The organism is Pseudarthrobacter sp. NPDC058196 (assembly GCF_042882685.1).
Classification (GTDB): domain Bacteria; phylum Actinomycetota; class Actinomycetes; order Actinomycetales; family Micrococcaceae; genus Arthrobacter.
In genome coordinates this window covers 23685-37965 of the sequence record NZ_JBHVVN010000016.1, presented here as the reverse complement: position 1 = coordinate 37965, position 14281 = coordinate 23685, and the positions used below count along the sequence as shown (strand labels likewise).

Below are 14281 nucleotides of genomic sequence, written 5' to 3'. Positions count from 1 at the left end.
AATCACGAAGACCACGGATCGTACGCCTGGGCCGAGGGTCATGTTTTGCCGGTTGTGGGGCTGCGCCTGCGTCAGTACAGCAGCACCATGCCTTGTGCTTCCACGCGCTGTCATCAACGCGGTGCGGGGGCGCGCCAGCCGGTAGCCTGACCTAAGCAGTGCCCGTATCCCTAGCCAGGAGTTCTTCGTGACTACTACAGCCACCTCAACCACAGCCGTCAGCAACCAGCCGCTGGCAGAGCTCGACCCCGAAATCGCCGCAGTCCTGGACCAGGAGCTTGGCCGCCAGCGCGGCACCCTGGAAATGATTGCTTCCGAGAACTTCGCGCCCCGCGCCGTGATGGAAGCCCAGGGCTCCGTCCTGACCAACAAGTACGCCGAGGGCTACCCGGGCCGCCGCTACTACGGCGGCTGCGAGTACGTCGACGTTGCCGAGCAACTGGCCATCGACAGGGTCAAGGCCCTGTTCGGCGCGGAGTACGCCAACGTCCAGCCGCACTCCGGCGCCCAGGCCAACGCCGCTGCGCTGTCCGCCATGATCACCCCGGGCGACAAGATCCTGGGCCTGTCCCTGGCACACGGCGGCCACCTGACCCACGGCATGAAGCTGAACTTCTCCGGCAAGCTGTACCAGGTTGCCGCGTACCAGGTCGAGGAAGACAACTTCCGCATCGACATGGACAAGCTGCGTGAGCAGGCCATCGCCGAGAAGCCACAGGTCATCATCGCCGGCTGGTCCGCCTACCCGCGCCACCTCGACTTCGCCGCATTCCGCTCCATCGCCGATGAGGTGGGCGCGCTGCTCTGGACCGACATGGCACACTTCGCCGGTTTGGTTGCCGCCGGACTGCACCCCAGCCCGGTCCCGCACTCCGACGTGGTCACGTCCACCGTGCACAAGACCCTCGCCGGTCCCCGCTCAGGTGTGATCCTCGCGAAGGAACAGTGGGCCAAGAAGCTGAACTCCAACGTCTTCCCGGGCCAGCAGGGCGGCCCCCTCATGCACGTCATCGCGGCCAAGGCCGTTGCCTTCAAGATCGCCGGCACGCAGGAATTCAAGGAGCGCCAGGAGCGCGTCCTTGAGGGTGCCAAGATCATCGCCGACCGCCTGAACCAGGCCGATGTCGCAGAGGCAGGCGTCTCCGTCCTCACCGGCGGCACCGACGTGCACCTGGTGCTCGTTGACCTGCGCAACTCCCAGCTGGACGGCCAGCAGGCCGAGGACCTCCTGCACTCCGTGGGCATCACCGTCAACCGCAACGCCGTGCCCTTCGATCCCCGCCCGCCGATGGTCACCTCCGGCCTGCGCATCGGCACCCCGGCGCTGGCCACCCGCGGATTCGGCGCCACCGAGTTCACCGAGGTCGCCGAGATCATCGCCACCGCCCTTAAGGCGGGCAACAGCGCCGACGTCGAGGCCCTGCAGTCCCGCGTTGACAAGCTGGCAGCTGATTTCCCGCTCTACCCCCAGCACGAGCAGTGGTGACCAATGACTGAAACCACCACCGCGCAGATCCTTGACGGCAAGGCCACCGCCGCTGCCATCAAGGCCGAGCTGGCTGACCGCGTGGCCGCACTCAAGGCCAAGGGCGTCATTCCGGGCATCGCTACCGTGCTCGTCGGGGCGGATCCGGCCTCGCAGCTGTATGTGTCCATGAAGCACAAGCAATCTGCGCAGATCGGGATGAACTCCATCCAGCGCGAACTTCCCGCGGACGCCACCCAGGAGCAGGTGGAGGCCCTCATTGACGAACTCAATGCGGACCCTGCCTGCCACGGGTACATCGTGCAGCTGCCGCTGCCCAAGCACCTGGACACCGACGCCATCCTGGAACGCATCGATCCCGCCAAGGACGCCGACGGGCTGCACCCGACCAACCTCGGCCGGTTGGTTCTTAACGTCAACCATGAGATCACCACGCCGCTGCCGTGCACGCCCCGGGGCGTCATCGAGCTCCTCGAGCGCAACGGGTACAGCCTGGCGGGCAAGCATGTTGTGGTGGTGGGCCGCGGCGTCACGATCGGCCGGTCCATCGGGCTGCTGCTGACCCGCCGGGACGTCAACGCCACCGTGACCTTGACCCATACCGGCACCACGAACCTTTCGGAACTGCTCCGGCAGGCGGACGTAATCGTGGGCGCCGCCGGCGTCAAGCACATCGTCAAGGCAGGGGACGTCAAGCCGGGCGCGGCTTTGCTGGATGTCGGGGTTACCCGCGAGACCGATCCGGAGACGGGCAAGAGCCGCGTCTACGGCGACATCGATCCCGCCGCCGCCGAGGTGGCCGGATGGATCTCGCCGAACCCCGGTGGCGTCGGACCCATGACCGTGGCGCTGCTGATGACCAACGTGGTGGAAGCAGCGGAACGCGCAGCCGGCATCGCGCGCTAGTCACGCCACCCGGCCCACGACGGCGGCACGGCACCTTTCGACGGAAGGCGCCGTGCCGCCGTCGGCCGTTGTAACGAAACTGCAAGCGCACATCCACGTGCGCCAACCCTCCGCCTCCGAAGCCTCCTCCTGAGTCAGCCGGCCCCTGTTCGCCGGGGGTGGAAGACGGCCGGAGCACTGCCCGCCATTTGAGACAATGGCTGCATGCGAACTTTGGGCAGCTCACCGTCATCCTCCAAACCCGCCAAGGGCGGCTTTTCGATGTTCCGCATCAGCGGGCCGGGCCTGATGGTCCTGGTGACGGCGTTCATCGTGGCCGTCCTCTTTGCGGCAAACCAGAACGACGTCGTGGGCTGGGTTGTAGCCATCATCGCCGGCTTCTGGCTGGCCCTGGCCGCGTTCGTGGTCTTCAGCATCCAACGGGCCGCCAGGAAGGCGGGGGCAAAGCTCACCGAGGCTCAGAGCGCCTTCAACACGGCCACCGGCCGTGCCCCGGCGCCCGCATCCGCCGACCACGGCGGAACCCGCGTCATCTACGAACGCTCCGAAGCGGACGAAGTGCGCGACCTCAAGCTTGACCACTCCTTCAAGATCGTCCAGGTGCAGGTCCGCGTGGTGGAAGAGGAGCGCGCCAAGGGTGCCGCCGCCAACCAGGACACCATCAACCGCGCCCTGGAGACCATCGAGATCACAGCCACCAACGCCCGGGACATGATCAAGTCCTCCGGCGGCAGCGGAGAGCCGGTCGCCGGAACCATCATCGACTAGAGTGGAGCGGGTGAGCTCGGCATTGAACAAGGACCACCTTCGCATCGCATCCGTCAACGTAAACGGCCTCCGGGCTGCCTACAAAAACGGCATGGCGGCGTGGCTTGAGCCGCGGGATGTGGACATTCTCTGCCTGCAGGAGGTACGCGCCCCTGACGCGATCGTCCGGCAGCTGCTCGGCGATGACTGGCATATCCTCCACGCCGAAGCGGAAGCGAAAGGCCGTGCCGGCGTCGCCATCGCGTCCCGGCAAGAGCCCCTCGCCACCAGGAACGGCATCGGCGACGACTACTTTGCAACGGCCGGGCGCTGGGTCGAGGCTGACTTCCGGTACCCGGACGCCGCCGGCAACCCCGTCCAGCTCACCGTGGCCAGCGCTTATGTGCACTCGGGCGAGGTAGGGACACCAAAGCAGGACGACAAATTCCGTTTCCTGGATGCCATGAGCATCCGGCTGCCGGAGCTGGCCAAGCACAGCGACCATGCCCTGGTGGTGGGAGACCTGAACGTCGCCCACACGCCGTTCGATATCCGGAACGCCAAGGGCAACGTGAAGAAGGCCGGCTTCCTGCCGGCGGAACGCGAATACTTCGACCGCTTCCTGGGCGGGGAAATCGGCTGGCATGACGTCCACCGGAACCTGTCCGGCGAGATGCACGGGCCCTACACTTGGTGGTCCCAGCGCGGAAAAGCGTTCGACAATGACACCGGTTGGCGCATCGACTACCAACTGGCCACCCCCGGGCTGGCGGCCGGCGCCCTCTCCGCCGTCGTTGACCGCGCCGCCTCGTGGGACACCCGCTTCTCCGATCACGCCCCGCTGGTAGTGGACTACCAGCTCTAAGCCCGAAAGTTCTTCGATGACCAGCCAGATTTCTCCGACCGCCAAGAAGCGCATTCTCTCCGGCGCCAAGCCCACTGCCGATTCCCTCCACCTGGGCAACTACATCGGAGCCGTGCGCAACTGGGTGGACATGCAGGCGGAGTACGACGCCGTATTCTTCGTCCCGGACCTGCACGCCATCACGGTGGACTTCGAGCCCGGGGAACTTGCCAAACGGACCCGTATCGTCGCGGCCCAGTACATCGCGGCCGGTATCGACCCGGACAAGAGCATCTTCTTTGTCCAGTCCCATGTGCCAGAGCACGCCCAGCTCGCCTGGGCACTGAACTGCATTACCGGCTTCGGCGAGGCCTCGCGGATGACCCAGTTCAAGGACAAGACCCAGAAGTCCGGAGCAGATTCCGCCACGCTGGGCCTGTTCGCCTACCCCACGCTGATGGCCGCGGACATCCTGCTCTACCAGAGCGACCTCGTCCCTGTGGGTGAGGACCAGCGCCAGCACCTGGAACTGACCCGCAACCTGGCCCAGCGTTTCAACACCCGGTTTGGCCAGACTTTCACGGTGCCCGAGGCAACGATCGTCAAGGAAAGCGCCAAGATCTACGATCTCCAGAACCCCAGCGCCAAGATGTCCAAGACGGGAGAATCGCCCAACGGCGCCATCCAATTGCTGGAAGATCCCAAGATCGCGGCCAAGCGCATCAAGTCAGCTGTCACCGACGCCGGAACGGAGATCCGTTTTGACGCCGAGGAAAAGCCCGGCGTGTCCAACCTGTTGACCATTTATTCCGCCCTCACCGGCAAACCGGTCGCCGAGCTGGAAGCCGAATACCAGGGGAAGATGTACGGCCATCTCAAGGTGGACCTCGCCGAGGTGGTGGTAGACTTCATCACCCCGATCCGCAACCGCACGAACGAGCTCATGGCTGATCCCGCCGAGCTCGACCGGCTGCTGGCCCTGGGGGCCGACCGGGCCCGCGAGATCGCGTCGGTCACCCTCGCACGGGTGTACGAGCGCATGGGCTTCCTGCCGTCCCTCAGCCTCGCTGGAGTCCGCTAGCGCCATGTCTTCGAAAAACGCTACCGCCAGGGGAGGCGCATGCTCCGCCGGCGAGGCGGAGCGGACCCTGGGTAACCGTTACGAAGACCAGCCGGGCCAGGATACGGTGGCGGAGGGTGACACGGCCCGCACCGAAGACGTCAGCGTGGGCGTCATCCTGGGCTTCCCGGAGGAGATTGCCGAGGAGCTGCAGCGCTGGCGGGCGTCATTCGGGGATCCGATGGCCGGGGTGATACCGGCGCACATCACCCTGATCACCACCACGCCCACCCAGGATTGGGAGGCAACCCGCCGGCACGTCCGCGAGGTTGCCCGGTGCCAGAGGCCATTCATGGTCACCATTGCCGGGACGGGAACGTTCCGCCCTGTCTCGCCTGTTGTCTTCATCAAGGTGGAGGACGGGTTCGAGCACTGCGTGGATTTGCACCGCAGGCTGCAGCAGGGTCCCCTGCACCGCGAGCTGCCATTCGCCTACCATCCGCACGTCACGATTGCGCACGACGTCGCCCCGGAAAGCCTGGACGAGGCCGAAACGGCACTGAAGAACTATAAGGCAACCTTCCCCGTGGTTAGCATGGGACTCTATGAGCATGATGCCGACGGCATCTGGCAGCTAAGGGAAGAGCTGGATTTTGGGACCGAAACTAACAACGACGCCGGCACCCCCTTCACGGACGCTGCCGCGGACACCGCAACGGACGCCGGCTGACCAACAGCCCCTGCCCACCGAAATCGCCCGGCTGAAGCTGGACGTCATCCAGAAGCGGACAGACTGGCACAAGGCGCGCCGATCCGGTGGCAAAGTTCCGGCGCTGCTGGCGTGGGTACAGTTGATCACTGCCCGGTTGAACGTCTTGCGGCCCATGCGCGCGTTCAGGCATTACGGGCTCCATTACGGGCCGTTGATGAGCGCCGGCATCGGCTTCAACATGTTCTTCTCCATCACCGGCCTGCTGGCCACCGGCTTTTCCGTGGCCGGCCTGGTGCTCCGCGGCCAGCCGGCATTGCTGGACACCATCATCAGCAGCGTGGCCAGGAGCGCCCCCGGCCTGTTGAAGGTCAACGGCGGCGATGGCCTGGTGGACCCCAAGGACTTGCTGGATCCCAGCGGACTGGGCTGGACGGCCGTGATCAGCGCCGTGGTCACCGTGGTTACATCGCTCGGCTGGATCAACGGTCTCCGGGACGGCCTCCGGGGCGTCGTAGAGTTGCCTCCGCTGGTGGTCAATCCCATCCTGCTCAAGCTGCGCGACGCCGGGACACTGCTCCTGCTGGGCGTGGCGCTGGTGATCAGTGCGGGCGCATCGCTGGTGTTTGGCACCGCCGCCGGGTGGGTCGCCGATTTCCTGCATCTCAGCGACGCCCTGGCCGGCCCACTCACCACGTCCGTCAAGATCCTGGTGCCACTGGTCCTGAACTGGGTCACAGCGCTGATCATGTTCCGGTTGGCTGCCGGGTTGAAGCTTTCCCGCCAATCCCTGCTCGAAGGCACCATCCTTGCTGCCGTGGGCACCACCGTGCTGCAGATCTTCAGCACGGAACTGTTGGGCGGTGCCAGCCGCAACCCCATCCTGGCACCGTTTGCCATCATCATCGGCCTGCTCATCTGGTTCAATCTGGTCAGCCAGGCCTACCTCGTGTCCGCGGGGTGGTCAGCAGTGCGCGAGGCGGACCTCGGGTCCGGCGGAAAGCCCCGCAAGACGATCCTCGGTGCCCGCCGCGCGACACCCCAGACCTGACCCCGGCGATGGGACTGCTAGGGGAACGGCAGCAGTCCCTCCCACCGCACCGTCCAGCCGGGCGGAAAACCGGGGGAGCGCCGGTCCGGGCCGTTGTCCCATCCGGCGGCCATCAGTGCGGTGGCGGCGAGGAGACCGCCGTTCCCGGGCAGGTACAGCGGCAGGGAGTCGGTTTGGCGGTTGTGCCCGTTGGGCAGGACCGTGTTCTTGCCCGCATCCTGCAAAAGGACGTCCACAGCGGTTTCCGGATCACCGAGGCGGGCAGCGGCCATGGCCATGACCGGGTAGTCCCAACCCCAGGTACTGTCCCAGTCCCAGCCGGCCAGGACATCTGCCAGAGTGGCCCGCATGATGTCTTCGTCAATGAGGTCCGTCCGCGGCAGGACCCCCAGCGCGCACAGCATTGAGGGGTGGTCGGTCCTGATGGTGAACGGCTCCACGTCGATCGCGGCGTAGACGCCGTCCATGATCCGCGGCGGAACGAGTCGTCCTGCAACGTCCTGCCAATCTGCCACAGGTTCCAGGCCAAGCCGGTCCCGCCATGAGGCGGCGGCCCGGAGGCCCCACTGCCAGTAAGCCAGCTCAAAGGTGGGATTCGTGACGGAGGCCCGGAGCGGCCCGTAGCTTTCCTGGGCCGGAATGAGGGGCGGCCCCAGCTCGAATCCCCGCGCCGTGGGGTGCGCGAAGCTGGCCATGAACGCGGCCGACTCGAACACGATCTCGGCGAATTCCGCCAGGACCTCCTTGCAGGGATTGGCGCGATAGGCGAGTTCTGCGAGGTAGATGGGGTGCGGCTGCTGCCAGACGAGGAAGGTGCCGATCGGGCTGGGGCTCTCCCGCCCGTCCGGGCCTACTTGCTTGGGCCAGCGGACGCCGTCGAACCCTTGGGCCCTCGCCGTCCGCCGCGATGTTTCGAGGATCGAGGCGTACCACCGCAGGGACGGCAGGAGGAGTTCTGCACGGCCCCAGAGGGCGAAGTGCGCGGCGTGCCACCAGTGCATCTCCAGATGGAACCGTCCGCGCCACGAATTGCAGACCAGTCCGGTTTCCTGGGGCGGGAGGGAACCGGCGCAGTTGACCGCCGTCAGGTACTGGGAGAGGACAATGCGGCGCTCAAGCTCCTTGGCGCGGGCGTCCGCGGCCGCATCCAGTTCCACGGCGGCACCCGTGGTCCAAAACCCCTCCCAATGGTCCGCGGAGGCAGCGGCAATGCTGTTGCCCGGGCCGTCGGTGCCGGGGCAGGGCCCGACGGCGGCACCGGCCTTGGCGTCTCCGTGCGGCAGTTCCGCCGGGGAGGCGTCGTCCCCGGTCCGCCGGATGCAGTCGCCGTCGCCGGCGGGTACAAAGGCCAACGCCACGTCGAGCACGGCGGGGCCCCCGGGCAATGTGCTGATCCGGATCCGGTGCCTGCCCGTTTGTTCCACGACGATTCCGCTGCCGCTGACCACCACCCGGTACCGGGCGTTGTCCAGTTCACGGCGGACGGTCCACGATGTCGAGCCAGGATGAACATCTGACGCGACAGCCTCCCCGAGGGTGGTGGTATGGGCCTCCGGCCGGCTCCAGTCGGCGGCGTCGTGCCAGGCCTCGGACCCGTAGGGGAAATCAATGCAGATGACCAGCCCCTCGTGGAGTGCGGGTGATTCCACGTGGAGGCCCAGTTCATCGCGACGGGGATGGCACGCGGTGCGGACGTTGACCGGCCGGCCGCCAAGGGTAAAACCGCTGTGGACGGTGCCTGTCCACAGGTCGAGGGTCTGCCCGGTGCCGGCCAGGTCCGTTGGGCCGATGGCACCCTCGGTTGGGCCTTTTGCCAGCATGAACCCGATGCGTGCCAGATCCAGCCGGTGCGGGTTCGCCCGCAGCCATGTTTCGGCGGCGGAGGTGCCGGTCTCTCGGTCGTTGACGATGTCTCCCACCATGTCCACATACGGCACCGGCCCGCGAGGGGAATCATAGGAAACGGTGGATCCGGCGAGTCCGTAGGGTTCCTCCGGGGGGCAGGAGTGCCATCCCCACTGGGACTGCGTACCGAGGAGCGTTCCCGGCGGGAGGGCGTCATCGCGGGCACCCACCGGATACTCGGCCGGAAAAGTCTGCACTCCGGTGATGTCCATCGTGAAGGCAAACTCGCCGTTGCCCACTGACACCGGGCTTTGCGGGTCCAGGGTTCGCTGGCTGACATTGTGCCGCTTGACCAGGGCCCGCCTGTCGATGGGCGTGGTGCTGCCTGACGGCGCATCGGCCGGAACCGGGCCGGTGGTGCCTTCGTCGTGCACGCTGAACGGCCTCCTGATGGTGGATTGAAACACGGTTGCTGGCGAAAGCGCTTGGCCGGGAAGCTTGCTGGAACGGCAATGGCGGCGTTTCAGAAAGCGCTTTCCACCCATTATCCTCAGTGTGCGGCGGAGCGCTGTCAACCGTCCGCCCGCGTTCCCCGGTGCCAAAAACTATCGGAGCAGTCAGGAAAGCCCCTGTTGCACATGTGCTCGATAATAGGCCCTTGACGTCGGAAGCAGGCTTTTGATACGTTTCACGAAATCGCTTTCTCATCTCGGAAGAAGCTTGCCCAATGACGCGAAAAGTTATCCGAAGCCTTCGTAAATCAACTGCCATCCTGTCGGCCCTGGCACTCGTTGGCCTCACCGCCGCGTGCTCCAGTACCCCATCCAGCCAGGCTGAGAACGGCCCTGTTGAAATCCGGTTTTCCTGGTGGGGCAACGCAGGCCGCGCCGACCTGACCAACAAGGCCATCGCCGAATTCGAGAAGGCCAACCCGAACATCAAGGTCAAGCCGGAGTACGGCGACATCGGCGGATACTTCGACAAGCTCGCCACCCAGGTGGCCGCCAACGATGCACCCGACGTCATCACCATGGGAGGCGCCTATCCGGCGGAGTACGCCAACCGGGGTGCCCTGCTGGATTTGGCCTCAGTGAAGGGCCCGCTGGATCTGTCCAAGATGGACCAGGGCGCACTGGAAAACGGCCAGGTCAAGGGTAAGCAATACGGGGTGTCCACCGGCGCCAACGCCCTGGCAATCGTCGCCAATCCGGCGGTGTTCTCCGCCGCGGGAGTTCCGCTGCCGGACGATACTTCCTGGAGCTGGGACGACTTCGCAAAGATCGCGTCGGATGTCACGGCCCACAGTCCCAAGGGGACCTACGGAACGGCGACGGTGCTCACCCACGACTCCCTGGACGCTTTCGCCCGCCAGCGGGGTGAATCGCTGTACACCCAGGACGGCCAGTTGGGGCTCGGCAGGGCAACTGTCCAGGACTACTTCGACTACTCGCTGAGGTTGAGCGGAACCGGGGCGGCTCCAAGCGCCTCCGAGACCGTCGAGAAGCTCAACGTCAGCACCGAGCAAACCCTTATGGGCATGGGCAAGGCGGGCATGATGCTGACCTGGAGCAACTCGTTGTCCGCCCTCAGCAAGGCATCCGGCGCCGACCTCAAGCTGCTCAAGCTCCCTGGTGAAAAACCCACGCCCGGCATCTGGCTCCAGTCCTCGCAGTTCTACACCATCTCGGCCCGGAGCAAGCACGCGGACGCTGCGGCGAAGCTCGTCAGCTTCCTGGTCAACGACCAGTCGGCGGCCAAAATCATCCAGAGCGACAGGGGCGTTCCCAGCAACGCCGACATGCGCAGCGCCATCCAGGACATGCTCACGCCACAGGGGAAGGTGGAGGCCGCCTACATCAACCAAATCGGCAAGATGGACTTCGCCCCCACCTACATTGGACCCACAGGCTCAACCGCCGTCTCCGAAATCACGGCCCGGATCAACACCGAGGTCCTGTTCAAGCGGCTGGCGCCGGACAAGGCGGCAGAGCAGTGGATCAGCGAGAGCAGAGCCGCCATCGGCAAGTAGCCGGCTGACCTGGCGCCTGGAGCGGGGTGTGCTTCAGGCGTCGAGGTACTGGTCGGCCCAGGCCGCGATGATCCGGGCGGCGCGGGCGGCCTGGCCCTTGCCGGTCAACAGATGGTCGCTTCCCTCCAGGGAGACGAAATTGCGCGGATGCCGGGCGGTCTGGAAGATCGTGCTGGCGTTCTCAATGCCCACCGTGTTGTCGGTGGGGGAGTGCAGCACCATCAGCGGCTTGTGCAGCTGCCGGATGCAGTCAGTCAGGTCGGCGTTCTCCAGGTCCTCCACGAAGTGCCGCCGGATCTCCACCCTCTTCCCACCCAGGTCCACCTCGGCACTCCCCTCGCTGAGGATCCTGTCGAGGGCGGCGTCAAAAACGTGCGCCACGTGCTTGGGGGAGAAGGGCGCACCGACCGTCGCCACGGCGTCGAGCTCGGGAATCTCCCGAGCGGCCGCCAGCACGGCCGCACCACCAAACGAATGGCCCACCAACAGCGAGATCTCCCGTCCCTCCGCCCGCATGAACTCCGCGGCCTTCACCGTGTCAGCCACCTTGTGGCTGAACGAGCCCGCGGACCATTCGCCGGCGGAGCCGCCCAGGCCCAGGTTGTCGAACCGCAGCATGCCGATGCCGCTGTCCGCCAGTGCCTTGCACATCCGGGACGCGGAGGGGCTGTCTTTGCCGAGCGTGAAGCCGTGCGAAAAAACGCCCCACCCCTTGACGGGGCCTTCCGGGACGTCGATGATTCCGGACAGCGTCTCGCCGGTTGAGCCTGCGAAGGATACTTTTTCGGAGCGGGACATGCTGTCCCCTTTCGCTTGGTACGAATGGCTGTGGGCCCACGCCCGCCGGGTTCCCTCGCCGAGCTTGCGAGGTCAGGGGGCGGGTGGGGAGAAACGACGACGGCGCCCCCACCACATGTGGTGAGTGACGCCGTCGGCCGTTATTGCTGTTGTTGGACCTGCTAGATCTTGCGGGCCAGGATGGCCTGCTTGACCTCTGCGATGGCCTGGGTCACCTGGATGCCGCGGGGGCACGCCTCGGAGCAGTTGAAGGTGGTGCGGCAGCGCCACACGCCTTCCTTGTCGTTGAGGATCTCCAAGCGCATGTCGCCGGCGTCATCACGGGAGTCGAAGATGAAGCGGTGGGCGTTGACGATCGCGGCGGGGCCGAAGTACTGCCCGTCCGTCCAGAACACCGGGCAGGAGGACGTGCACGCAGCACACAGGATGCACTTGGTGGTGTCGTCGAAGCGTTCACGGTCCTCGGCGGACTGCAGGCGCTCCCGGGTGGGCTCGTGGCCCTTGTTGATCAGGAAGGGCATGACTTCGCGGTAGGACTGGAAGAACGGCTCCATGTCCACGATCAGGTCCTTCTCCACCGGCAGGCCCTTGATGGGCTCCACCGTGATGGGCTTGGACGTGTCCAGGTCCTTCAGGAGGGTCTTGCACGCGAGGCGGTTGCGGCCGTTAATGCGCATGGCATCGGAGCCGCACACGCCGTGCGCGCAGGAACGACGGAAGGAGAGGGTTCCGTCCGTCTCCCACTTCACCTTGTGCAGGGCGTCAAGGACGCGGTCCGTGCCGTACATGGTGAGGTGGAAGTCATCCCAGGTGGCTTCCTCGGAAACCTCCGGGTTGTACCGGCGGACCCGCAGGTGGACATCGAACGTGGGGATTTCCCCGCCGCCGCCAACGCCGGCGGGCAGTTCAACCTTTGAGGCTGGCTCAGCGATTTCAGCGGTCATCTTAGTACTTCCTCACCATCGGCTCGTAGCGGGTAAAGACAACCGGCTTGGTCGCGAGGCGGATGCCGGCGATTGATTCCGCCGATCCGTCGGCCGGCGCATGGTCATCCTTGTACGCCATGGAGTGCTTCATGAATTTCTCGTCGTCACGCTCGGGGAAGTCCTCGCGGAAGTGCCCGCCGCGGGATTCCTCGCGGTGCAGGGCGGCCACGGTCATGACCTTGGCCAGCTCCAGCAGGAAGCCGAGCTCAACGGCCTCCAGCAGGTCCAGGTTGAAGCGCTTGCCCTTGTCCTGGACGTTGATGCGCTTGTACCGCTCCTCGAAGGAGGCAATGTCGCGCAGCACCTGGTTCAGGGTATCGGCCGTGCGGAACACCTGCATGTTGGCGTCCATGGTGTCCTGCAGTTCCTTGCGGATCTGGGCCACCTTCTCGTCGCCGGTGCCGTTGCGGGCAATGTCCAGCAGCTCGGTGGTGTAGGCCAGCGGGTTCTCCGGCAGCTCCACGAAATCGGCGGTCTTGGCGTACTCTGCGGCGGCCACGCCGGCCCGCTTGCCGAAGACGTTGATGTCCAGCAGGGAGTTGGTGCCCAGCCGGTTGGAGCCGTGGACGGACACGCATGCCACTTCACCGGCGGCGTAGAGGCCCGGCACCACGGTGTCGTTGTCCTGCAGCACCTCGGTTTGAATGTTCGTCGGGATGCCGCCCATGGCGTAGTGCGCCGTGGGGAACACCGGTACGGGCTCGGTGTACGGTTCCACGCCCAGGTAGGTCCGGGCGAACTCCGTGATGTCCGGGAGCTTGGCGTCGATGTGCGCCGGCTCCAGGTGGGTCAGGTCCAGGAGGACGTAATCCTTGTTCGGACCGCAGCCGCGGCCTTCACGGACCTCGTTGGCCATGGAGCGGGCCACGATGTCGCGGGGTGCCAGGTCCTTGATGGTGGGAGCGTACCGCTCCATGAAGCGCTCACCCTCGGAGTTGCGCAGGATGGCACCTTCACCACGGGCTGCCTCGGAGAGGAGGATACCCAGGCCGGCAAGGCCGGTGGGGTGGAACTGGAAGAATTCCATATCCTCCAGCGGGATGCCGCGGCGGAACGCGATGCCCATGCCGTCGCCCGTGAGGGTGTGTGCGTTCGAGGTGGTCTTGAAGACCTTGCCGGCGCCGCCTGAAGCGAACACCACCGACTTTGCCTGGAAGACGTGCAGTTCCCCGGAAGCGAGGTCGTAGGACACGACGCCGGCCACGCGCTTTTGCTTGAAAGGCGTGCCGTCCTCGCGGACAGCATCCTCTTCGACCGTCAGCAGGTCCAGGACGTAGTACTCGTTGTAGAACTCAACGTTGTGCTTGACGCAGTTTTGGTACAAGGTCTGCAGGATCATGTGGCCGGTGCGGTCCGCAGCGTAGCAGGCACGGCGGACAGGAGCCTTGCCGTGGTCACGGGTGTGGCCGCCGAAACGCCGCTGGTCGATCCGTCCCTCGGGCGTGCGGTTGAACGGCAGGCCCATCTTCTCGAGGTCCAGCACGGCGTCGATGGCTTCCTTGGCCATGACCTCGGCAGCGTCCTGGTCAACCAGGTAGTCGCCGCCCTTGACGGTGTCGAATGTGTGCCATTCCCAGTTGTCTTCCTCGACATTGGCAAGGGCTGCACACATGCCACCCTGGGCCGCACCCGTGTGCGAGCGGGTGGGGTAGAGCTTGGTCAGCACTGCTGTACGCGCGCGCTGACCGGACTCGATCGCGGCGCGCATGCCGGCGCCACCGGCACCGACGATGACGACGTCGTACTTATGGACCTGCATACCAGACGCTCTTTCTCTCAAAATTCGCTATCAAACAACGGGGCGGCTTCGCCTGCTCCGC

The 14281-nt window shown here is 65.7% G+C and carries 12 protein-coding genes; 8 read left to right on the top strand and 4 right to left on the bottom strand.

The annotated features are described in order from the left end of the window. Positions 1-187 precede the first annotated feature (187 nt). The 7 genes from glyA to ACFVVC_RS19800 all read left to right on the top strand — a co-directional run bounded on the left by glyA (position 188) and on the right by ACFVVC_RS19800 (position 6803). Positions 188-1486, top strand: coding sequence for a serine hydroxymethyltransferase (glyA, locus tag ACFVVC_RS19830; RefSeq protein ID WP_387457266.1), 1299 nt, complete (start codon positions 188-190; stop codon positions 1484-1486). Between the two features lie 3 nt (positions 1487-1489). Continuing rightward, entirely contained in the window at positions 1490-2392 is a 903-nt protein-coding gene (locus ACFVVC_RS19825; protein ID WP_387457263.1) for a bifunctional methylenetetrahydrofolate dehydrogenase/methenyltetrahydrofolate cyclohydrolase, read from the top strand. Between the two features lie 204 nt (positions 2393-2596). After that, positions 2597-3160: a hypothetical protein gene (locus tag ACFVVC_RS19820; RefSeq protein WP_387457260.1), complete on the top strand. Its 564-nt coding sequence runs from the start codon at positions 2597-2599 to the stop codon at positions 3158-3160. Between the two features lie 10 nt (positions 3161-3170). Beyond that, positions 3171-4004 (top strand): exodeoxyribonuclease III, encoded by an 834-nt coding sequence (locus ACFVVC_RS19815; protein ID WP_387457257.1) that lies wholly within the window; start codon positions 3171-3173, stop codon positions 4002-4004. A gap of 16 nt (positions 4005-4020) precedes the next feature. Then, on the top strand, positions 4021-5064 hold the full coding sequence (gene trpS, locus ACFVVC_RS19810) for a tryptophan--tRNA ligase (RefSeq protein ID WP_387457254.1): 1044 nt from the start codon (positions 4021-4023) through the stop codon (positions 5062-5064). A gap of 4 nt (positions 5065-5068) precedes the next feature. After that, the gene (locus ACFVVC_RS19805; RefSeq protein ID WP_387457251.1) at positions 5069-5773 is read left to right on the top strand and encodes a 2'-5' RNA ligase family protein; all 705 of its coding nucleotides are present in this window, start codon (positions 5069-5071) and stop codon (positions 5771-5773) included. Positions 5774-5894: 121 nt separating this feature from the next. Further along, entirely contained in the window at positions 5895-6803 is a 909-nt protein-coding gene (locus ACFVVC_RS19800; RefSeq protein WP_387457419.1) for a YihY/virulence factor BrkB family protein, read from the top strand. Positions 6804-6820: 17 nt separating this feature from the next. Here ACFVVC_RS19800 and ACFVVC_RS19795 read toward each other — a convergent pair whose 3' ends face one another. Then, entirely contained in the window at positions 6821-9082 is a 2262-nt protein-coding gene (locus tag ACFVVC_RS19795) for a hypothetical protein (RefSeq protein ID WP_387457248.1), read from the bottom strand. 293 nt (positions 9083-9375) lie between these two features. Between ACFVVC_RS19795 and ACFVVC_RS19790 the strand changes: the two genes are divergently transcribed. Continuing rightward, entirely contained in the window at positions 9376-10677 is a 1302-nt protein-coding gene (locus ACFVVC_RS19790) for an ABC transporter substrate-binding protein (protein WP_387457245.1), read from the top strand. A gap of 33 nt (positions 10678-10710) precedes the next feature. On the opposite strand, the gene ACFVVC_RS19785 is transcribed toward ACFVVC_RS19790, so the two are convergent. From ACFVVC_RS19785 to sdhA, 3 genes are all read right to left on the bottom strand, one after another. After that, positions 10711-11475: an alpha/beta hydrolase family protein gene (locus ACFVVC_RS19785; protein WP_387457242.1), complete on the bottom strand. Its 765-nt coding sequence runs from the start codon at positions 11473-11475 to the stop codon at positions 10711-10713. A 161-nt stretch (positions 11476-11636) separates the two neighbouring features. After that, positions 11637-12419, bottom strand: a complete 783-nt coding sequence (locus ACFVVC_RS19780) for a succinate dehydrogenase iron-sulfur subunit (RefSeq protein ID WP_018761929.1) — start codon at positions 12417-12419, stop codon at positions 11637-11639. Position 12420: 1 nt separating this feature from the next. Then, the gene (gene sdhA / locus ACFVVC_RS19775; RefSeq protein WP_387457239.1) at positions 12421-14220 is read right to left on the bottom strand and encodes a succinate dehydrogenase flavoprotein subunit; all 1800 of its coding nucleotides are present in this window, start codon (positions 14218-14220) and stop codon (positions 12421-12423) included. Positions 14221-14281 lie beyond the last annotated feature (61 nt).